General features: G+C 63.6%; 15 protein-coding genes. 11 read left to right on the top strand and 4 right to left on the bottom strand.

Annotation, left to right across the window (positions count from 1 at the left end; genetic code table 11):
- Positions 1 to 57 precede the first annotated feature (57 nt).
- The 4 genes from KIH81_RS03800 to KIH81_RS03815 all read left to right on the top strand — a co-directional run bounded on the left by KIH81_RS03800 (position 58) and on the right by KIH81_RS03815 (position 5,849).
- A complete protein-coding gene (locus KIH81_RS03800) occupies positions 58 to 1,083 on the top strand; it encodes an NAD(P)H-dependent amine dehydrogenase family protein (RefSeq protein WP_109057700.1) in 1,026 nt (341 codons plus the stop codon).
- A 224-nt stretch (positions 1,084 to 1,307) separates the two neighbouring features.
- The gene (locus KIH81_RS03805) at positions 1,308 to 2,339 is read left to right on the top strand and encodes a hypothetical protein (RefSeq protein ID WP_236029233.1); all 1,032 of its coding nucleotides are present in this window, start codon (positions 1,308 to 1,310) and stop codon (positions 2,337 to 2,339) included.
- Positions 2,340 to 2,852: 513 nt separating this feature from the next.
- Entirely contained in the window at positions 2,853 to 3,527 is a 675-nt protein-coding gene (locus tag KIH81_RS03810; RefSeq protein WP_214304136.1) for a GNAT family N-acetyltransferase, read from the top strand.
- Positions 3,528 to 3,743: 216 nt separating this feature from the next.
- A complete protein-coding gene (locus KIH81_RS03815) occupies positions 3,744 to 5,849 on the top strand; it encodes a GmrSD restriction endonuclease domain-containing protein (protein ID WP_214304137.1) in 2,106 nt (701 codons plus the stop codon).
- Between the two features lie 135 nt (positions 5,850 to 5,984).
- On the opposite strand, the gene KIH81_RS03820 is transcribed toward KIH81_RS03815, so the two are convergent.
- On the bottom strand, positions 5,985 to 6,644 hold the full coding sequence (locus KIH81_RS03820) for a response regulator (protein ID WP_338024735.1): 660 nt from the start codon (positions 6,642 to 6,644) through the stop codon (positions 5,985 to 5,987).
- A 166-nt stretch (positions 6,645 to 6,810) separates the two neighbouring features.
- Entirely contained in the window at positions 6,811 to 8,031 is a 1,221-nt protein-coding gene (locus KIH81_RS03825) for a sensor histidine kinase (RefSeq protein ID WP_214304191.1), read from the bottom strand.
- Between the two features lie 384 nt (positions 8,032 to 8,415).
- Here KIH81_RS03825 and KIH81_RS03830 point away from each other — a divergent pair, with 384 nt between their 5' ends.
- The 5 genes from KIH81_RS03830 (at position 8,416) to KIH81_RS03850 (ending at position 15,032) form a co-directional block, all read left to right on the top strand.
- On the top strand, positions 8,416 to 9,033 hold the full coding sequence (locus KIH81_RS03830) for an Ltp family lipoprotein (protein ID WP_214304139.1): 618 nt from the start codon (positions 8,416 to 8,418) through the stop codon (positions 9,031 to 9,033).
- 193 nt (positions 9,034 to 9,226) lie between these two features.
- A complete protein-coding gene (locus KIH81_RS03835) occupies positions 9,227 to 10,132 on the top strand; it encodes a dolichyl-phosphate beta-glucosyltransferase (RefSeq protein WP_214304140.1) in 906 nt (301 codons plus the stop codon).
- A gap of 69 nt (positions 10,133 to 10,201) precedes the next feature.
- Positions 10,202 to 12,562, top strand: a complete 2,361-nt coding sequence (locus KIH81_RS03840; RefSeq protein WP_236029234.1) for a mannosyltransferase YkcB-related protein — start codon at positions 10,202 to 10,204, stop codon at positions 12,560 to 12,562.
- A gap of 414 nt (positions 12,563 to 12,976) precedes the next feature.
- On the top strand, positions 12,977 to 13,873 hold the full coding sequence (locus tag KIH81_RS03845; protein WP_214304141.1) for a Bax inhibitor-1/YccA family protein: 897 nt from the start codon (positions 12,977 to 12,979) through the stop codon (positions 13,871 to 13,873).
- Between the two features lie 199 nt (positions 13,874 to 14,072).
- Positions 14,073 to 15,032: a DMT family transporter gene (locus tag KIH81_RS03850; protein WP_214304193.1), complete on the top strand. Its 960-nt coding sequence runs from the start codon at positions 14,073 to 14,075 to the stop codon at positions 15,030 to 15,032.
- 168 nt (positions 15,033 to 15,200) lie between these two features.
- On the opposite strand, the gene KIH81_RS03855 is transcribed toward KIH81_RS03850, so the two are convergent.
- Positions 15,201 to 15,893 (bottom strand): GTP pyrophosphokinase, encoded by a 693-nt coding sequence (locus KIH81_RS03855; protein WP_170115024.1) that lies wholly within the window; start codon positions 15,891 to 15,893, stop codon positions 15,201 to 15,203.
- 96 nt (positions 15,894 to 15,989) lie between these two features.
- Entirely contained in the window at positions 15,990 to 17,294 is a 1,305-nt protein-coding gene (locus KIH81_RS03860; protein WP_214304142.1) for an AraC family transcriptional regulator, read from the bottom strand.
- Positions 17,295 to 17,487: 193 nt separating this feature from the next.
- Here KIH81_RS03860 and KIH81_RS03865 point away from each other — a divergent pair, with 193 nt between their 5' ends.
- Together KIH81_RS03865 and KIH81_RS03870 are read left to right on the top strand one after the other, a co-directional pair.
- Positions 17,488 to 19,083: an MFS transporter gene (locus KIH81_RS03865; RefSeq protein ID WP_214304143.1), complete on the top strand. Its 1,596-nt coding sequence runs from the start codon at positions 17,488 to 17,490 to the stop codon at positions 19,081 to 19,083.
- 388 nt (positions 19,084 to 19,471) lie between these two features.
- Positions 19,472 to 20,959, top strand: a complete 1,488-nt coding sequence (locus KIH81_RS03870) for an MFS transporter (RefSeq protein WP_338024736.1) — start codon at positions 19,472 to 19,474, stop codon at positions 20,957 to 20,959.
- Positions 20,960 to 20,974 lie beyond the last annotated feature (15 nt).

The raw sequence follows: 20,974 nt of genomic DNA on the forward strand, positions 1-20,974 counted from the left end.
CCCGCAATGACGGGGCCGACGCAACTGTTCCAGCAACGACGCAAAGGAGTATGCGGTATGCAACCAATCAAGGCCATTCAGTACGGCTGCGGCAAGATGTCCAAGTACACGATCCGTTACATGCATGAGAAGGGCATCCAGATCGTCGGCGCCATCGACGTGAACCCTGCGGTCGTGGGCATGGACGCCGGCGAATGGGCCGGCATCGGCCCGATCAACGTGCCGATCCGCTCCGACGCCGAGGCCGTGCTGGACGAGTGCGACGCGGACATCGCGGTCGTCACGCTCTTCAGCTTCGAGGACGAGATCGCCAAGATGTGTGAGCAGTGTCTGTCCCGCGGCATCAGCGTGATCACCACCTGCGAGGAATGCATCTACCCGTGGACCACCAGCCCCGCCGTCACCAACCGTCTGGACCGCATCGCCAAGGAGACCGGCGCCACCATGCTCGGCTCCGGCATGCAGGACATCTTCTGGGTGAACATGGTGGCGCAGGTGGCCGCCGGCTGCCACACCATCAAGAAGATCACCGGCGCGGTGAGCTACAACGTCGAGGACTACGGTCTGGCGCTCGCCAAGGCGCACGGCTGCGGCCTGACCCCGGAGGAGTTCGAGGCCGAACTGGCCCACCCGGAGACCGTGGTGCCGTCCTACGTGTGGAACTCCAACGAGTCACTGGCGCAGAAGCTCGGCCTGACGATCCGCTCCCAGAGCCAGAAGTCCGTGCCCTACATCCTGGACGAGGACGTTTACTCCGCCACGATGGGCGAGACGATCCCGGCCGGCAAGTGCGTGGGCATGTCCGCCGTGGTGACCACGGAAACCAACCAGGGCATCACGCTGGAAACCGCCTGCATCGGCAAGGTCTACGGCCCGGACGACGGCGACATGTGCGACTGGACCATCGCCGGCGAGCCCGACGTGGAATTCCACGTGGTCAAGCCCGCCACCGTGGAGCACACCTGCGCCACCATCGTCAACCGCATCCCGGACGTGCTCAACGCCCCCGCCGGCTACGTGACCGCCGACCAGCTCGACGAGATCTCCTACCTCACCTACCCCGCCTCCCTCTACGTGGCGTGATTGTGCTGGGCCGATAACCCGGTGGGTTCGGACGCCTGTTCGAGCCCACCGAAAACCCACACTGAGATAGTCACATTGTCATGATGCCGATAGGTGTCAGGGAAACATAATTCCTCGTCCATATCGGCATCATTGTGCGTCATAACGCCAACCGTGGCGCAAGATGGAGCCACATAAGCCGTACTGCGCACGAGTTCCCGTACGCCGTGGCTACGGTTGCCTCCATGAACGTCAATGCATCTTCATTCGAATCGAATCCGATCTTTCGATCCGACTACGAAACGCCTTCCGCGGGTGGCGCATCCATCCCATCCCTGTCCATGAAGGACGATCTTGCCCGGCAAAAGTCCGCAATGCTGTCGCGCTGCTCGGAGGCGGCCCGGCGATGCGGCCGGACATTGCTGTTCGGCATGACCACATCGCTGATTCTCCAATCCGTACCCGTCCCGTCGGAGTGCGGCATCAATGCCGATGATTTGCATGTCACTTCCAGCAGCAAGGATCGCCGGATACGGGTCAATCATTCGGACCTGCGGGCGCATGCATGGAAACCGTTGCCTTCCGCCAGCAATGTGCGTATCGGATCTCGCGTATATGCGCTTGAGCTGGCGCATACGTGGGCTCAGCTCGCCCCGTACCTGACGTTGGAATCACTGATTGTGCTTGGCGATTCGATACTGCACGCCATCACGAGCCAACCGGCATTGGCCCGCGGCCGCGATGCGTCGGAGATCAGGCGCGATTTCGTCGAGACCGTTACCGGGCTGCCGCCGTTCAAGGGAAAACCCCGATGTATGCGTGTGATGACGATCCTTGAGGAACGTGCGGCGTCTCCCAAGGAGAGCGAAAGCAGACTCATCCTATTGCGGCATGGCATTCCGATGCCGCGTACGGGATATGCGGTTCCCGATGCGCGGTTCGCCTCGGGTGCGGCGATGACGCTTGATCTGGCTTGGCCGCAATATCGCATCGGTGTCGAATACGATGGCGACCAGCATCGTACCGACAAGATGCAGTGGAGGCGTGATCAGGAGAAACGGGAGTGGCTGCGCAACCGTGGATGGGTCGTCATCACGCTCACCGGAGCCAACCTCGCCGATGAGGTGTCCAAGGCGGAATACGCTTTCAACGTTGCGCGACATCTGACTCTGGCCGGGGCGCGGTTCGTCTTTTCGGTCGTCCCCATGCCCTTGGAAAAGGCGATAGGGCGTTGCCGCGAATCCAAGGAAGCCGAATCGGTGATGGCCGGGGGATAGGAGCGCCTTGCTCCGTGGGCGACGCTGGGGCATCCGCCGTAATTCCGGCTTATGCGGCTCGTGTTCCGCCCCGATGAGGGGATTGCGTCGATTCGTGGGGTGTCGTGGCACGATATCCCGCCCCGGCGGAGGTTTTTCTCGGCAATATGACATGGCGGGGCAGCAGCATTGCCACACGGGGCTGTTTCGGAGCGAAAAGACCCCGTCGGGGCAATTGGCGGATTCGGATAAACCGCGTCATTCCAACGTTTTTCGAGAATCCGGCGAATACCCTCTCATTAGGGCGCTGCCCCGCGGATTGAATTATGGGCGAAAAACGTCCGCTGGGGCAGCCGGCAATGTCTTTTTCCGTGGACGGAGACCTGAACATAGTGTTTCTGTCCGACCGTTGGCGATTGAGTGGGGCTTCCGAGGGACTTCGAGTGAGTGTGCTCTGTGCCGGGGCATTGCTGTCGTACGGGGAACTTCGCGTGGTATGCCGATGTCGGGTGCTGATGCTCATAATTGAGCATCATGACTTCACGTACTACGAATATCGCAGCACAATCAATTCAAACCTACGATTCCATTACCATTCGCACGTTGCGTCGTGACGATTATCCGGCGCTTGTCGAACTGGTGCGGCACGCCTGGTACGTCGATGAAGACGAACGGGCGAGCCGACTCGGCGCGCAGGCGGACTGGGAATACTGTCTGTCCCGCGCCACTGCCGCATTCGTGGCGGAAGCGGACGGCGAACCGGTGGGCATGATCCTCGGGCGCGTGGACGCTCGAGACACCCGCGGCCCATGGAACGCGCACTACCGCCGGTACCTGGGCCTGTTGCCGGCGCAGCTCCTGTCCGCCGACGGGCGTGAGAACGTGGCCTATCTGCTGGGCATCCACGCCATCGAACGCCGTCTCATCCGCATGTCCGGCCATCACCTGCCCGCCGAAGTGGTCCTGTTCGTCACCGCCCCGCAGACCCGCGGGCTCGGCCTCGGCGCGCGCCTGTTCGACACCCTGTTGCAATCCTTCCGCGAACAGGGCATCCATGACTACTTCCTGTTCACCGACACCACCTGCAACTTCGGCTTCTACGAGCATCGCGGACTCACTCGCGCGGCCGAAATCACGCGCCGCCGGAACAACGCGGCCCCTGGCGAGCCGAACACCGAATCCTTCTATCTCTACGAAGGCCGGGCATAACTGGCCCGACCAATCCAATCCGAGATCGACCGCTCCGGCTCCCCTCTTCTGAGGAGAACTGCCGCCGAAAGCGACTGAGGGGGGAGCCCGAGACGAGTCCTTTCCGTGCCTTCACCCGCCGCACCCGGCACGTCGCACCGAACGCTGGTAGGCTGGAGAAGCCGGGGCGAGGACGAACGGACGAGCAAGACACCCGGCGACGAAGGGGCGATCAATATGGCGATCAAAGCGAACGAACTGCCGCTGGGGAAGGTGTTCACCCCCGATTTCCGGTTCACCATCCCGTCCTTCCAGCGGGCGTACATCTGGAAGCCGGAGAACATCCTGCAACTGGTGGGAGATCTCAAGGACGCCTCAGCCACGCCCGGCACGCCGTACTTCCTCGGCTCGCTGATCCTGGTGCGTGAGTCGGAGAACCGGTATATGGTCATCGACGGCCAACAGCGCCTGGTCTCCCTGTCCATCATCATCGCCGTGCTGCGCGATCTGGAACAGGATCCGGACCTCATGCGCCAGCTCGACGCGCTGCTGGTCGAACCCGGCGACAAACTGCGCGGCATCATCAACGAACCCCGTCTCACCCTGCGCGAGCGTGACGCCGCGTTCTTCCGCGAGCACGTGCAGGAGGACAACCTCGAATCCGTGTTCGACATGAATGACGACGACCTGGCCACGGCGGCCCAGCGCAACATCGTCCACAACATCAAGAAGACATACGACGAGATCTCCAACTGGCGCCCGTCCGAACGCCAGCGCTTCGCCCAGTACCTGGTCAACGAGGTCACGCTCGTCATCGTCACCACGGACGACCTGGACGGCGCGCACCGCATCTTCGACGTGATGAACATGCGCGGTCTGCCGCTCACCCCGTCTGACGTGTTCAAGGCGCGCGCCACCTCCGGCCTCGCCGCCGCCGAACTCGATGCCTACGCCGCCCGCTGGGACGACATCGTGGACCCGCTCGGCGACGACCCTCAGACCATCGAGGAGTTCTTCTCATACCTGCATCTCATCCTCACCCATCAGCCCGCCACGGACAAGCTCATCGAGGACTTCCTGGCCGATGTGCTCCAGCCGTACCTCAACACCGGCACCACCGCCTCGTTCATCAACGATGTGCTGGCCCCCTACGCCATGGCCTGGCGCATCATCGACCGTCCGGGCGAGACCATCCTGCCGCCTGAGGTGCGCCACGGTCTGGAGGCGCTCAACGACTACCGCATCCACGAATGGAAGCCCGTGGCCATGTGGGCGCTGGTCCATTCGTACCGCGAACTCGGCAACCCGGACGTCTCGCCGTTCGTGCAGCGCGGCGCGCGCTCGGCCCGTCGCACCATGACGCTCGAGGCGCTCGGCGCGCATGACGGCCAACGTCTGCTGGACATCCTCAAGGCCTTGGAACAAGTGACCGGCATCCGCACGCTGAACCGCACCGGCACGCTGGAACGCCGCGGTTTCGCGAACGCCGCCGTGCGTGATCTGGACAAGGGCTACCTGGTGGAGCGCATCAACGGTCTGCGCGTGGGCGACGCCGATCGCGAGGGTGCGCTGGTCCGTCTCCACGGCGAGATGCAGGGCGACGGCGATCTGGTCCGTCTGCTGCTCATTCGCGCCAACGAACAGCTGGCCGGGGCCCCGCTGCCGCGCCCGCGACGGTTCAGCGCGTTGCCGATCATGCCGCTGGACATCGAACGCGCCGCATCGTTCGCCGATTGGACGCAGGACAACCACGATTTCTGGATGTACCGTCTCGGCAACATGGCGCTCGTCCAGGGACCCGGCGACCAGTTGGACAGGCTCGGCGAATACCTGCCGCGTCGCGACCGCATGCTGCTGCGCGCCGACTCCCAGCGCTTCCCCCTCACCAAGGAGCTCGAGCATTTCGACGCCTGCACTCCCACCATGCTGGAGCGGCGGCAGGAGGAGACCATCCGGCTCATCGTCGAATACTGGGGCATCCGGTACGACGCGAACAACAAGGACCTGACCGCGCAGCCGCTCGCCGAGCTGCAGCAGGGTACGTCCAAGGCCGTGCGGGGTTCTCGCCGCGTGACCATCCGCCAGGTGATCCAGGCCGGGCTCCTGACTCCGGGCGAGCGTCTGGTCTGGGACCGCCCGCGCAAGGGCGAGCGCTGGTACGCCACCGTCACCGAGAACGGACGGCTTCGTCTGGACGACGGCTCCGAATACCCCACGCCCACCGCCGCGGCCCGTGCCGCAGCCGGCGGACGTCGCGGCGGGGGACTGGACGTGTGGAAGCGCGCCTCCAACGGTCAGAAGCTCAGCGACATCTGGAAGCAGTTCCGCTTAAAGGCCCAGTGATACGGAGCCGTATCGTCTAGTCGTCTGGCTCAGACTGATAACGACAACGGCTTCGTCCAACCGGAACCGGTTGCTTTTTGCTCACCGTCTCAGAGGAGCAGACGACAAAGATGGCTGAGAGCAGTCTCAGCGCCGTTACAGCCGCGCCGGCAGATCGGCCCGCTCCACGAGCCGTGCCATCTGCACGCGGCCCATACTGAGCCGATCCGCCGCCGAGGACAGGTGCGCCTTCGCGGTCCGCTCGGAAATGAACATCCGCGAGGCGATCTCCGCGTTCGTGTAGCCTTCGGCGGCCAGCATCACCGCCTCGCGCTCACGTTCCGGCAACGAATCCAGCAGGGCGCGCGCCTCATCCCGACGCATGCGCGATCGTGTCCGGCTCAATTCGTCGATGAGCTGACGCTGGCTCGCCGTGTTGAACTGCGGCGCGCCCTCCGTGACCCCGATGATGCGGCGGATGATCTCGTCCGGCGCATCCGTTTTCGAAACGAATCCCTCGGCTCCCGCCTCGATGGCCCGTTCCACCGTGCCCGAAGGACTCAGCGAGGTCAGGATCAGCACATGCGGCGCATGGGGGAGCGCCCGCAGCCGCCGCGTGGCCTCGATGCCGTCCACGCCCGGCATGGCGATGTCCATCAGCACCACGTCCGGCCGTTCCTCGGCCGCCCGGCGCACGCACGTTTCGCCGTCCGTGGACGTGGAGGCCACGACTAGTCTGCCGTTCGAATAGTCGGTGAGAATCAGGCTCATCGCCTGGCAGATCATCGGGTCGTCATCGATGACGCTGACGCGGATCGGCCCTGTAGCCCCGGACTGCCCGCCCGGCCCTGCCGCATGGCCGGTGCCATGCCCGGAACCTGCGGAACGATCATCGGAACTGTGCGCGACTCCGACTCCGACGGCCTGTGCCGTATCCGTAACCGTCTTCGATGCCTCGCTCTGCTCTTTCACTCTAGCCATCTTAGCCACGCCAGGGCAGCCGCACGTCCACATGGAACAGGTGCCGCTCGTCCACGCCGTACCGGCACTGGCCGCCCACCGACTGCGCGCGTGCGGCAAGCCCCGGCAGTCCGGCGCCATGCGTGGAGCCCGTCTGCGTCATCGGATTGCTGATATGCAGATGCACGCCCGCGGCCGGTCCCGCCGTGATCTCCAGGGACACCGGGGCTCCCGGCGCATGGCGGCGCGCGTTGGTCAGTCCCTCCTGCACGGCCCGGTACGCCACCTTGCCGATGGTTTCGTCCAGGCCGCTCAGCTGCTGGATGTCGATCCATGTGTTGAGTTGCGTGCCGGAGTTGCGTGCGTCGGCGATGAGCGTATCCAGCGATTCGCGTGTCAGCGAGGTGTCGTCGCTCGGAGCCAGCTGCTCCCACGCCTGCTGCGGGTTGCGCAGCATGTCGATGATCGCGTGCGCCTCGTCCAACGCGCCCGCCGACTGCCTGCGGATGTCCTCCGCCTTGCCGGCCAGGGCGCGCGCCTCGGGGGAGTCGCCCAGCTTGTCCGCCTCGGCCTTGAGCGCACTGGCGTTCAACGCCATCAGCGATAGCGAATGGGCGAGCGTGTCATGGGCCTCGGCGGCGATGGCGTCCGCCAGCTGCTGGTTGTTGAGGTCGGACTGCAGCGTTGCCGCATGGTCGGTGGCCGCGCTCGCCACCGCGTTCGCCGTGCGCAGCCGGGCCCGCGAGCGGATATGCAGACCGGTCAGGATGGCGATGGCCGCGGCCACCAGGGCCGTGACGACGGCTGTGATGATGATGGTCGGTTCCTGCGCCAGCATGACCATGGGCTCGCCCGTGGCCCCACCCGTATTCGGCTTGGCGAAGATGACATGCCAGATCGACGCCTCCGGCTGCTGCAGGGCATCGCGTACCTGCGACCACACCGTCACCAGCGTGCCTGCGATTGCCGAGCGCACGGCGACCTTCCGGTCCGAACGCCTGGCCAGCAACGCGGTCAGGGCCATCAGCACGATCAGCGAATCGAACGGGAAGACCGTCACCAGCGCGCAGGCGATCCAGAACGTCGGTTCCGGATATTCGGCCCGGGCCAGCAGCAGGAAGCCGGACGGCAGCGCCACCAGCGAGCACAGCACCATGAGCACGAAGCCCGCGGAGTTCTGCTCGAAGTTCTGCGCGAAGAACGAGGTCTGCGCCAGGCACATGAAGCTTGCCAGCGGCACCATGACCGCCGTGCACCAGGATTGGGTCTTCACCGGCACATCGTCCATGTCCGCGGCCCTGCCACGGACCGTGTCGCCGTCAGTGCCGTCGCCGTCGCGGAACGTGCGGCCGTGCCGTCCGGCCCCGCCGGGCGCGGGCATGGGGGAGCGTTGCGGATTCGTCATGCCTTCCACTGTATGGCGGCCCGCATCCGGGCGCCACTGGACATGCGGGCACCCTATGCCGTCCGTCCCTGCCCGAAAGGGCAACGGGGAATGGCCGTTCGTCCACTGACGGTACGGTCCGCGATTCGGTAGCGTCACAAGGGACACCTGACATCGTCCCAAGCCCGTGCCGATTCCGTGGCATGCGGCTGATCTCGGGGACCATCGAAGAAGGAAGAAGCCATGACAGCGCCAACCACCCAACAACCCGTTCAACAGCCCCGGCAACAGCCCCAACCCGTCCCCGCCAAAGCCAAGAAGCCGATATGGAAACGATGGTGGTTCTGGGTGATCGTCGTCGTCCTGCTCGCCGCCATCGGCAGCCAGATGGGCGGCACCTCCGGCCAGACCAGTAGCCAGTCCGCGCAGAACACCACCAGCCAGAGTCCCAAGTCCGACGCCGAAGGCGACAAGTCCGCCACCGACAACGGTCAATCCGACACCGGCGCCGACACCGAAACCGGGCAGAACGACGCCCAGCAGACCCCGCAGGTCCCCGCCGACTACCAGTCCGCCCTACGCCAGGCGAAGTCCTACTCCGACACCATGCACATGTCGAAGCAGGGCATCTACGACCAGCTCACCAGCGAGTACGGCGGCAAATTCTCCGCCGAGGCCGCCCAGTACGCCGTCGACAACGTCAAGGCCGACTGGAACGCGAACGCGCTGGCGAAGGCGAAGAGCTACCAGGAGACCATGGCCATGTCCCCCGAGGCGATCCGCGACCAGCTCACCAGCGAGTACGGCGAGAAGTTCACCGCCGAGGAAGCCGACTACGCCATCCAGCATCTCAACGACTGACCTATTGTGCTATCGGTTTCTCCCATGTGAGAAGCCTCGGGATTGCCGGTATCGGCTTGTCCCGCAGCGAAGTAACGGGCTCCACGTTTCCAGAAGGTATTCAGGAAACGTGGAGCCCGTTTTTCCGTGACTGCCCGAAAAGCTTCACGTACGGCTAAGACGGCGCTAGGAAACCGGCGGTTTCATAAGAGTCATGAACACCGCAACCGCAACGCCCGCTGCCGCGACATCGCAGCCCCTGGCCACGAACGGCCACGACAAGCTCCTTTCCACCGCACACCCCACCCCGGCACCCGCCTCCACGATCACCGGAGGTCCGGCCTCCGCCATCGCGGAGCGCGTCGGCCAGCCCCGCACCGTGGACGCGGACATCGTGATCCCCGTCTACAACGAACAGGAACAGCTCGCCGATTCCGTGCTCGCCCTCATGAACCACTTGGCCGCCAGCCAGATCGAAGGATGGGCCTACACCTGGCAGATCGTCATCGCGGACAATGCCAGCACGGACGACACCTGGTCCATCGCCTCCCGGCTCTCCGCCCAATACCCGGACCGCGTACGCGCCATCCGCATCGCCGCCAAGGGCCGCGGCCGCGCTCTGAAGCTCGCCTGGGGCGAATCGCAAGCCCGCACCGTGGCCTACATGGACGTGGACCTCTCCACGGACATCGCACAGACCGGCGTGCTCATCGGCTCCCTGCTCTACGGCGGCGCCGACGTGTCCTTCGGCTGCCGCCTGTTCGACGAATCGCAGGTCGTCCGCTCCGCCAAACGCGAATTCATCTCCCGCACCTACAACGGCATGCTGCGCGTCCTGCTCGGCGCGGCCTTCCATGACGCGCAATGCGGATTCAAGGCCATGACCTCGGACGCCGCCCGCCACCTGCTGCCCTACATCCAGGACAACGAATGGTTCTTCGACACCGAAATGCTGCTGCTGGCCCAGGCCACCAACATGCGCATGTACGAATTCCCCGTCCACTGGATCGAGGATCCGGGCACCACCGTCAACATCCCGGACACAGTCAAGAAGGATTTGAAGGGCATGTGGCGCATGAACGGCACCCTGAACCGCATGCGCCTGGCCGCCGCGGCCTGAGACCCCGCTGCGCGAACAGCGCGAATAGTGCGAACAGCCTGAACAATCGAAAGGACATCGTCACCCCTTATGAGCACCGCAAGCATACCGACCTCGACCCCACGGGCCCACGGCCGGTTCAGACTTCCCGCCTTCTCCTCCATGCCGGGCGGCCGGTTCGTGGACACGCACGCCGTGCGCACCGTCCGAGCCAACGTCGCCGAACGCCGCACCGCGGTCGACTGGATCGGATTCGGCGGCATGATGGGCCTGACCGCCATCATCATGTTCGTCAACCTCACCGCCTCCGGATACGCCAACGAGTTCTACTCGGCCGCGGCCCAGGCAGGCTCCAAGGACTGGTGGGCGTTCCTGTGGGGATCGCTGGACTCCGGCAACGCCATCACCGTGGACAAGCCGCCGGCATCCATCTGGCTCATGGCACTTTCCGTGCGCATCTTCGGCCTGAGTTCCTTCGCGATCCTGCTGCCTGAGGCACTGTGCGGCATGGCCAGCGTCTGGGTGCTCTACGCCACCATCCGACGCCAGTGGGGCAACTGGGCCGGCATCATCGCCGGACTCACCCTGGCCACCACGCCCGTGGCCGCGCTCATGTTCCGCTTCAATAACCCGGACGCCCTGCTCGTGCTCCTCATGACCAGTGCCACCGCCGCCGTGATGCGCTCGCTCGAATACCCGGACACCCGCGCCGGCAACCGCAAACGCACCCTATGGATGGCGCTCGCCGGCGTATGCATCGGTTTCGGCTTCCTGACGAAGCAGATGCAGGTGTTCCTGGTGGTCCCCGGATTCGCGTTCGCCTTCCTCGTGGCCTCGCCCACCAAGTTCCTCCGCCGCATCGTGGATGGACTCGTCGCCGTGCTCGCGCTGGTCGTCTCCGCCGGCTGGTGGGTCGCCCTGACGGTCATCGTGCCCTCCGGCTCCCGTCCCTACATCGGAGGCTCCCAGACCGACTCCTTCCTCGAACTGACGTTCAGCTACAACGGCCTCGGCCGCATCACCGGCAACGAGGACGGCGCCGTGGTGCCCGGCGGCTCGGGTGGCGGCAACGGCGGCGGCATGTGGGGGCAGACCGGCATCAGCCGACTGTTCGACGGCGAGTACGGCGGCCAGATCGCCTGGCTCGCGCCGCTGGCCTTCGCCGGCATCGTCATCGGCCTCATCGTGGCCCGTCACAGCCGCCGCACCGACCTGCGTCGCACCAGTGTGCTCGCCTGGGGCTCTTGGCTCGTGGTCACCTGGCTCACGTTCAGCTTCATGGCCGGCATCTTCCACCAGTACTACACCGTGGCGCTCGCCCCCGCAGTGGCCGCGCTCGTGGCCATCTCCATTATGGGGCTGTGGTCCAAGAGGGACACGTTCTGGGCCCGTGCCGTTGCCGCGGCGCTGGTCTTCGTGAACACGTTCTGGGCCGTGGAGCTGCTCGGCCGGTCCACTTGGCTGCCGTGGCTCAAGGTGGCGGTGCTGTTCGTCGGCTTCATCGCCGGACTGCTGCTCGCCTGCACGGCCGTGGCCGCGGTGCCGATGCGTGACTTCCGCTTCCTGCGCACCGCCGGCGTGAACCGCGTGATCGGCGTCATGGGCGTGGTCGGCATCGTGATGGCCGCCGTGGCGCTGTACGCCGGGCCGCTGGCCTGGACCGTGTACACCGTGTCCACCGGGCACACCGGTTCCATCGTCACGGCCGGCCCGAACGTCACCAGCTCCACCGGCATGGGTGGTGGCCCCGGCGGCGGTGGCATGGGTGGCGGCCCGAATGGCCAGGGCGGTCCCGGAGGCATGGGCATGCCGGGGCAGTCCGATGGTCAGTCTTCCGATGGCCAGGCTGACGGCTCTGACAGCCAGGGCGACGGACAGACGCCACCGAGCATGCAGGGTCAGTCGGACGGTTCGGACAGCGGCCAGTCCCAGCAGAACGGCTCCGGTGACGGTCAGTCCCAGTCCGATGGCCAAGGCAACGGTCAGTCGGACGGTTCGGACGACTCCGACGGCACCCAGTCGGATGGCAACGGTTCAAGCTCCGGCTCCACCGGACGGCCGCAGGGCGGTCCTGGCGGCGTCATGGGCGGTGGTCTGCTCGGCGGCGGCACCGCCAGCAGCGAGATCGTCTCCATGCTCCAGAAGAACGCCGGCAAATACCGCTGGGCCGCGGCCACCACCGGATCGCAGAACGCGGCCAGCTACCAGCTCGCCAGCGAGGAGGCGGTCATGGCTATCGGCGGTTTCAACGGCTCCGATCCCGCGCCCACCCTGGAGCAGTTCAAGAGCTACGTCAAGCAGGGGCTCATCCACTACTACATCTCCGGTGGTGGCATGGGCGGCAACCAGATGGGCGGCTCGGACGCCGCCAGCGAGATCGCCTCCTGGGTGGCCGAGAACTTCGAGGCCCAGACCGTGGACGGCGTCACCATCTACGACCTGACCAAGTAGCCCACCCGCTTCCCTCATCGGTACATCCGTACGGGGGAGCCCTTCATCCACATGACAACGGCAGTCGCCCACCGTCAGACCGGCGACTGCCGTTGCCATTGTTTATGCCCCGCCATGTGTCGGACGTTGCCGTGGAGCAAAACAGCAGGGCTGTGCGTAGGCAATGCACAAGACGGCAGTCGATGGACTGCGAACGGAAGTCCGTTCTTTCGCAAGGTGAACTGTCTGCGAAACCGACTTGGAGCATCCGGACATGGATTCATGCCGATCTTGGTTGAACAGGGCCTTCCGTTATCCGGCAAAAGGCCGCCGATCGTCTCTGTCAACCGGCGTTTTACGCTCTCGGAAGATGCTTTCATGAAATCGTAAGCTTTGTTCCCTTACTATGGTCGGGAACGAATCAAAGGAGCGATCATGACATTCGGTCAGCAGCCCCGCAATAACGGGCAATACAACCCGCAATACAACACCCCCGACTACAACGCTGCGCAGCAGGCGGGATACGGCCAGCAGTACGCGCAGGCCGATTACGGCCAGTACGGCCAGCAGAACTACCAGTACGCCCCGCAGAACGCCGGCTACCAGTACGCGCCCGCCGGCGGCGGCACCGCCGCCATGGACACCACCATGACCTACAACTACGAGCAGGCCCGCCGAGTCTCCGTGACCAAGGTCTACGGCGAGATGACCATCGGCCTGATCGTCACCGCCGTGGTGGCCGTGCTCGGCCAGATCACCGGCGCCTACTACGCCTTCCTCATGACCACCGGCATGGTCGGCCTCGTCGGCCTGTGCATCGCGCAGGTGGCGCTCGCCGTGGTGCTCGGCATGCGCGTGACGAAGATGAAGTCCTCCACCGCCCGTGTGATGTTCTACGTCTACGCTGCGCTGATGGGCTTCACGCTGAGCTCCATCTTCATGGTCTACGACCTCGGCTCCATCGGCGTCGCGCTCGGCATCACCGCCGCGTTCTTCTTCGCGCTCACCATGTTCGGTCTGACCACCAAGTTCAACATGCTCAAGGCCGGCCCGATCCTCATGGTCGCGCTGTTGGTGCTCATCGTCTCCCAGCTCGTGCTCATGTTCCTGCCGGTAAGCGGCATGACCCGCATCGTGTGCGCCATCGGTCTGGTCATCTTCGCCGGCATGACCATCTACGACGCGCAGTCCACGCGCGCTCTGCTCACCGAGTACGAGTCGCACGGCCCGGAGATGGTCAAGAAGGTGTCCATCCTGTGCGCCCTCAACCTGTACCTCGACTTCGTGAACATGTTCCTGTATATCCTCCAGTTGCTCGGCAGCAGGGACTGACGATTGTCCGGCTCCCTTCTTTGATGGGAGCCGTCAGCGAAGCTGACTGAGGGGAGTTCCAGAGGTTGCCTTCGTGGCATCACGGTTTCTCAACGGGATTTGACAACGATGGCCCGACCACAATGTGGCCGGGCTTTTTCATGCCCGTCACACGGGCGGGTTAGGTTGGGACACCATGAGAAGACAAGAGTTCGTGGGGATGTTCTGCCTGCTGCTGACCGCGCTGATCTGGGGATTCGCGTTCGTGGCGCAGGTCCAGGGCATGGATTCGATGTCGCCGCTGTTCTTCAACGCCACCCGATTCACACTGGGCGCGGTTTCGCTGGTGCCGATCCTGCTGTGGCAGCGGGGGAGGAGTAGTGCGGAGCCAGCGGAACCGTCCGCTGCCGACGTCTCCGCCGCGAATGACCTGACTCCGGGCGATGCCGCCGGTACTGTCCCGCAGTGGAAGGCATGGCTCGCCAATCCCGTCGTCGTCTCCGTGGTCTGCGGCGTGGTGCTGTTCACCGCAAGCACCCTGCAGCAGTACGGCATCCTCTATGGCAAATCGGCCGGACGCGCCGGGTTCCTGACCGCCCTGTACATCGTGATGGTGCCGCTGCTGGCGTTCGTGTTCCTGCGCCGCCGCATCGGTGTGCTGGTGGGGGTGGCCGTGGTGATGTCCATCGCAGGTTTCTACCTGCTGTGCATTACGGACGGATTCGGCTCGCTGGGACTTGCGGACATCCTGCTCGTGTTCACTGCCGTGCTGTTCGCCGCGCACATCCTCATCATCGACGAACTGGGCGCCAAGGTGGACGCCATCAAGCTCTCGTTCGGCCAGTTCTGCACCACCGCCGTGCTGAGCTGGGCGGGTTCGCTCATCGAGGGTTCGGTCGACTGGGCGGGCGCCGCGCACTCGTGGATGCCGATTCTCTACGCCGGCATCGGTTCGGTGGGCATCGCCTACACGCTGCAGGTGGTGGGTCAGCAGTGGGTGCCGCCCACCCGCGCCAGCCTTCTGATGAGTCTCGAATCGTTCTTCTCCGCGGTCGGTGGCGCGATCTTCCTTGGCGAGATCATGACCCCGCGCGGCTACGCAGGCTGCGCCCTCATCTTCATCGGCACCCTGCTCGCCCAGGCGCCGTCCAAGCTTCCGGAATTCATGAAGCGGGATTGAAAAGGCTCTGCTTAACCAGGATTGACCTGAATCCGATAGGACTACCCCTCAGTCGGCTATGCCGACAGCTCCCCTGACAAGGGGAGCCGAGCATAGGGCACATCAATCTTGGCTTAATAATGAAAAGGCCGACCATGAGGCCGGCCTTGCATATATGGAACTTGCGTATCAGTCCGAGGTCTTCGGCGCCTCGCCCACCTGCGGCGCGCCGTTGATGTCGCGGTGGATGTTCTGCATCTGCACCTCGATGTTCTGCAGCGAACGCGCGCAGTCGAGCAGCGTCTGCGAATGCTCGTTGAGCTTGTTGTCCGGCAGATCCGCCTTGTAACGCAGCGCATGCTCCAGGGACGCCCAGTAATCCATGGCGATGGTGCGGAACTGCACCTCCACCGGCGTGTAATGCGCGCCCGAGGAAAGGAACACCGGCACCGCGTAGATCACGTGCAGCGAACGGTAGCCGTTCTGCTTGGGGTTCTTGATGTAGTCCTTGACGCGCAGCACCTGAATGTCGGACTGCGAGGACAGGTAGTTGGACACGGAGTACACGTCGTCCCGATAATTGCAGATCACGCGGATGCCGGCCACGTCGAACAGGTTGTCCTTGATGGCGTTCACCGTGACGGGCAGGCCCTTGCGTTCGAGCTTGCCGATGATGGAATTCACCGACTTCAGGCGGCGCTCCATGTGATGGATGGGATCGTGGCTGAACCGCACCTGGAACTCGTCGTCGAGAATCTCCAGCTTGGTGCTGATTTCGTACATCGCGCCCTCATAGACCTGCATGATGTCGATGAACTCGGTGATGTCGTCTGCGTTGAACCGTCCGCCCGGCAGATCCAGCATCTTCAGACGTGCGTTCATGTCGGCGGTGTTGAGTCGATTATGTCGGTCAAGTATCACGGCCACCAATATTACCCGGCCCACGCACGCGAACCTGAACGTAGCCGGACAATCTCCTCAAGATGTACGGACTCTGGCCACGGCGGCGCGTGACTCGCGGTATTGCTTTGGCGTCAGGCCGGTTTCGGCCTTGAAGACGGCGATGAAATGGCTGGGGGAGGAGAAGCCGAGTGATTCGCCGATATCGTTGATGCCACGTTGTGTGTCGGTGAGCAGGAACTGTGCGTACTCCACTTTGGCGCGACGCATGAATTCGCCGATGCCCGTGCCGGTCTCCTTCTTGAATCGCGTGGACAGGTAGTACGGCGAATACCCCACCTCGGCGGCGAGCTGTCGGAGTGTGTACCGTTCGGTGGAGTGCATGCGAATCATCGATATGCAACGGTTGATGGTTTCCGAATACCGGTTGTCCTGTTTCATCTTCCACACGGCCCGTACGTAGTCGTCATACATCGTCAGGCCGATGGCCTGTACCTCCACCGTGGTGTGCGCCGCTTCCACGCTCTGGATGTATGAGTCGGACATGCTGAACGAGATCTCCGAGGGCAGCCCGCCCTTGATCGCCGCGCGTGAGCAGGTGGCGATCTGCACGATGATCATGTTCTTCGTCTGGCGCAGCGGGTCGCCGGCGCTCAACTTGCCCACTGTGGGCACCATGGGGGCCATGCGGTTGCGGCTGGCACGATAGTTGATGTTGCCGTCTTCGATGTCCTTGAGCATGATCCGCTCGTATTCATACGAACCCTGATGGGTGCCCACCGCCTCCTGGCGGGCCTTCGCCGTTCGGCCCTCGTCGAATGGTTTGAGCTCTATGTCCTCGAAGCTGATGCGTTCGCCGCGGATGGCGAACACCAGCAGCATCGAGTATTCCTCGAACCGTACCGCGTTGACTGTGGGCAGCGAGGTGCGTGCCTCCGAGATGAGCGCCAACGTCGAATCCGGCACGTCGAGCCGTTGCGCCGCGCGGTTGAAGTCCACGGCCGAGGTCTGTGAGATGAACACTGGTCCCATCGTGTAGATGCAACGGCCGGCCGGACCACTTCCCGGCCCCTTGATTTCCGTGGTGTTTTCGATGCTCTCCGTATGAGGGATGTCTGTCGTGCCTGAGTTGCCCAGACCGACGCGGTCCCCGGCGAACGCAATCCAGAAGAGACTTAGTGACGTCTCGAACAACATCGGGCGGTCCGATTGGCTGCAATGCAGCCGGACCTGTTCCGCGCATCCGGTGGCCCGGAACGCCGAATCCCAACACAGGGAACCGCAGTTGGTGTATTCCAGATTCATGCCCATGTCGTACCGCCACAGGCTGATGCCGGTGGCCGCGCAGAGCACCTCCTCGAAACCCTGTGCCGCAGTGCCCATTCGAAGCTCCTCGTTGCCGTGGAAGGTCGCCGTCTTTCGATTGACGGTTGATATCAGGTTTTCATGATACGTATCTGACACTCGGCATGTGCCCTGACCCACGCATCTGAACGAAAATCTGCCATGTATCGCATAAATTCGACATCAAACGGGCCGTAGCGTGGGACTACCGACGATTCAAGGAGGAATTGTTATGACGCAGATTGCAGATATGGTGCCATCGACGGCATTGGGGGAGCGTGCCGACGCGGCCGGTGCGACGATGGCTGCTCCCGTGGAGGCGAAGGATGTGCGCGAGGCCAAGGCCAGGCGCAAGGAGTACCCATACGACGGCAAAACACTGTTCGGCATGGCCGTCAACGGTCTGGTGGGATACGCGAGCCTCGCCCTGATGTCCTCGATCTTCATGACCTACCTGACCGATTACGCCGGCATCGGGCCGTGGGGAGCCACGCTCGCCACCGTGGTGCTGTTCGTGGGACGCATCTTCGATGCCGTCAACGATCCGGTCGAGGGCTGGATCATGGACAGCGCCAAGGTCACCCGGCATGGCAAATACCGCAAGTTCATCATCGCCAGCATCATCATCGTGACCGTCTCCTCGATTCTGCTGTACAACATCCCGGACGGGCTCGTGTCCAACCCGGTTCTGGTCGGCATCTGGGTGTTCTTCTTCTACTTCGCCTACGACGTGGGCTCCACGTTCGCCGCCTTCGTGCCGCTCGTGCAGTCCGTGACCAAGGACGATGAGCTGCGCGCCCGGTTCTTCACCGTCAACCGTCTGGTGAGCACCGCAGGCGCCCTGCCGGCCGGCATGATCATGACGTTCGCGCTCGCCCTCGGCCAGCAGATGGGCGGCATCAAGACCGCCATCGGCATCCTGGTGACCGTGATGGTGGTGGTGTTCGGCGCGATCTCCCTGATCGGCATCCTCATGATCAGGGAGGGCAACGTCTCCGACGAGGAGGTTGCCGAAGCCAACAACAGGCACGCCGAACGCATCCGTTTCCACGACATCATCGCCATGGTCAAACTCAACCGTGCGATGGCCGTGCAGATCGTCTCCTCACTGTTCTCCGGATTCATGTGGACCACCACCTCGGCGGTGGTGATGTACTACGTCAAATGGGCGTACAACGCCGACATGGCCGCCGGCGTGGTGAACAACTCGCAGCTGGCGTTCCAGTCCCTGCTCCTGCAACTGGTCTCGCTGGGGCCGATCTTCCTGATGACCGGGTTCTCGCCGTTGCTGGTCCGGAAGATGGGCTCCAACCTCGCCGTGCAGCGACTGAGCCTGGCGCTGATGTCTCTCTTCAGCCTGATGCTGTTCGTCTGCGAACTGGCCGGGGTGCTGCGCACCAACTTCTGGGTACTGTTCATCATTCTGATGCTCATCAACTGCGCGTCCGGCTTCGGTTTCGTGCCCTCGATAGGTCTGTGGGCGGAATCCATCGACTACAACCGCTACATGGTGGGCAAGGAGATGGGCGCGCTCGTCACCGCGTTGCGCAGCCTGCTCGAAAAGGCGCAGAACGCACTTGCCGGCGGCATAGTGGGTGTGCTGCTCATCATGATCGGATACAACGTGGATTCCGAGACGGGCAATTACCTGGGCGACGTCTCCCAGCTGCCCGCCCTGCTCGACCGATTCACGATTCTCATGGGCGTGGTGCCGGCCATCCTCGGTGCGATAGCGTTCATCATCTACCGGTGGTGGCCGATCACGCCCGAGATTCGTGCCAGCATGCAGGCGAAGTTCGCCGCCGATGAGGTGGTCGCCAAGGCTTGAGCCTGGTTTTGCCTTCTTCGGGTGGCCTTCCGTGACGCATACGGAAGGCCACCCTTGTCTGTATTGCGGAAAGATATCGAAAGTTGTGTCATTTGCGCTTGACGGAATGAACAGCATCAATTTTTGATATAAAAAACGAAAACAGGACATCATCGTGTTCTTATGCTGAAGCCATCGACGGCGGTTCGCAGCAGAACCCGCCGCAATGACAACGACAACGCATCGGCACCATGGCGGTGCCGGGCAGACAAGGTGAGACACAATGACTACCACTACGGTGCGGGAAACCCCGGAACAGACGTCCCCGGCCCCGAACCTTTCCCCGTCGGCGAACAGGGCTTCGGACAAGCTCACGTTCGGCACGCTGCTGGCCTGAACCAGCCGCATCATCAGCACGTCGATGAACTACATCGTCATCGGCTTCCTGACCATCTACTGCTCGGATATCCTGGGCCTCAACGTTGGCGTGGTCGGCACGCTGATGCTGGTCACCAAGATTTTCGACGCGGTGCTCAGCATCCCGATCGGCTACATCGTGGACCGCACCAACACCCGTTGGGGACGCGGACGCCCGTACGAGTGGGGCATCGTCGGCGTGTGGGTGGCCACCATTCTGATGTTCGCCACGCCGAATGGCTGGGGTGACACCGTCAAGTACATCTGGGTGTTCGTCATGTACGTGATGAACCAGGGCGTGTTCGGTGCGTTCCTCGGCGCCGGCACCAACCCGTACATGGTGCGCGCCTTCAACAACGAGAAGCTGTACATCAAATTCGGCTCCTATGGCGGCCTGCTCTCCGCCATGGGCGCGCTGCTGGTCAACGTGCTCTTCCCGATCATGATGGCCAAGCTCGGCACCTCGCATCAGGGGTGGATCGTGATGATGCTCATCATCGGCGTACCCGCCATGGTCATCGGCATCATGCGCTTCTTCTTCATCCCGGAGCGCTATGACGTGGACGTGACCACCGACAAGGTCGACGTCAAAGCCGTGTTCGACGTGCTCAAGGCCAACAAGTACATTTGGCCGGTCACCATCATGATGCTGATTAATGCGATGGTCGCGAATATGGGCATCCAAGTCTACTACTACACGTACGTGGTCGGCAACGTTTCGCTGATGAGCGCGGCAACGGCCATCGGCGGCATCATGATGCCTGCGCTGCTCGTCATGCCGATGATCCTGAGGAAGCTGTCCATCAACCAGGCCTGCTTCTGGGGCTTCGTGATGTGCATTCTGGGCTATGTGACTAACTGGTTCGCCGGTGCCAACTTCGCGATGCTGCTGTGCGCTGCCGTGTTCTTCGGTCTCGGACAGGTGCCGATCAACATGTTCGGTACTCTGATGGCCCTCGAATGCGCGGAATACAACGAATACATCGGCAAACCCCGCATGGAGGCCACACTTGGCGTGATCTCCGGCCTCGGCAGCACCATCGGCGGCGCGTTCGGCGCCTTCATCTTGGGCCAGCTGCTCAACCTCGGCGGGTATGTGAGTTCCGCCGGCAATAACGCCACACAGCCCGACTCCGCCATCCTGATGATTCGCCTGCTCTTCAGCTTCATCCCGGCCGCGCTGTACCTCATCGCCGCCATCGCCTCGAAGCTGTACGGACTGGATAAGCGGCTGCCCGAGATTCGCAAGGCCAACGAGGAGCGTCGTGCTGCCGCCGAAGCCGGGCTCGCCGAGCCGCACGCCGAGGCCAAGGCCGCGGATGGCCCAGTCGCCGACGAATCCGACGACGAACTCACCGCTCGGGAACTTGCACAGGTGGCCGCCAATCTCTCGTCCATTCCCGAAACCGAACAAGTGACGGACGACGGACGGGTAACGGGCCCCAAGGAAGCCGTCTCGCCCACGGAGACGGCCGCATGAACAGGACACGCAGGA

Origin of the sequence: Bifidobacterium miconisargentati, assembly GCF_019331675.1 — a bacterium.
GTDB classification, from domain to species: Bacteria; Actinomycetota; Actinomycetes; order Actinomycetales; family Bifidobacteriaceae; genus Bifidobacterium; species Bifidobacterium miconisargentati.

What these genes read in the sequence shown, in the direction of transcription:
- KIH81_RS03810 (WP_214304136.1), top strand. Translation starts at nt 2,853, where the DNA reads ATGACTTCACGTACTACGAATATCGCAGCACAATCAATTCAAACCTAC.
- KIH81_RS03865 (WP_214304143.1), top strand. Translation starts at nt 17,488, where the DNA reads ATGACGCAGATTGCAGATATGGTGCCATCGACGGCATTGGGGGAGCGT.
- KIH81_RS03815 (WP_214304137.1), top strand. Translation starts at nt 3,744, where the DNA reads ATGGCGATCAAAGCGAACGAACTGCCGCTGGGGAAGGTGTTCACCCCC.
- KIH81_RS03800 (WP_109057700.1), top strand. Translation starts at nt 58, where the DNA reads ATGCAACCAATCAAGGCCATTCAGTACGGCTGCGGCAAGATGTCCAAG.
- KIH81_RS03830 (WP_214304139.1), top strand. Translation starts at nt 8,416, where the DNA reads ATGACAGCGCCAACCACCCAACAACCCGTTCAACAGCCCCGGCAACAG.
- KIH81_RS03805 (WP_236029233.1), top strand. Translation starts at nt 1,308, where the DNA reads ATGAACGTCAATGCATCTTCATTCGAATCGAATCCGATCTTTCGATCC.
- KIH81_RS03855 (WP_170115024.1), bottom strand. Translation starts at nt 15,893, where the DNA reads ATGAACGCACGTCTGAAGATGCTGGATCTGCCGGGCGGACGGTTCAAC.
- KIH81_RS03850 (WP_214304193.1), top strand. Translation starts at nt 14,073, where the DNA reads ATGTTCTGCCTGCTGCTGACCGCGCTGATCTGGGGATTCGCGTTCGTG.
- KIH81_RS03845 (WP_214304141.1), top strand. Translation starts at nt 12,977, where the DNA reads ATGACATTCGGTCAGCAGCCCCGCAATAACGGGCAATACAACCCGCAA.
- KIH81_RS03860 (WP_214304142.1), bottom strand. Translation starts at nt 17,294, where the DNA reads ATGGGCACTGCGGCACAGGGTTTCGAGGAGGTGCTCTGCGCGGCCACC.
- KIH81_RS03835 (WP_214304140.1), top strand. Translation starts at nt 9,227, where the DNA reads ATGAACACCGCAACCGCAACGCCCGCTGCCGCGACATCGCAGCCCCTG.
- KIH81_RS03825 (WP_214304191.1), bottom strand. Translation starts at nt 8,031, where the DNA reads ATGGTGCCGCTGGCAAGCTTCATGTGCCTGGCGCAGACCTCGTTCTTC.
- KIH81_RS03840 (WP_236029234.1), top strand. Translation starts at nt 10,202, where the DNA reads ATGAGCACCGCAAGCATACCGACCTCGACCCCACGGGCCCACGGCCGG.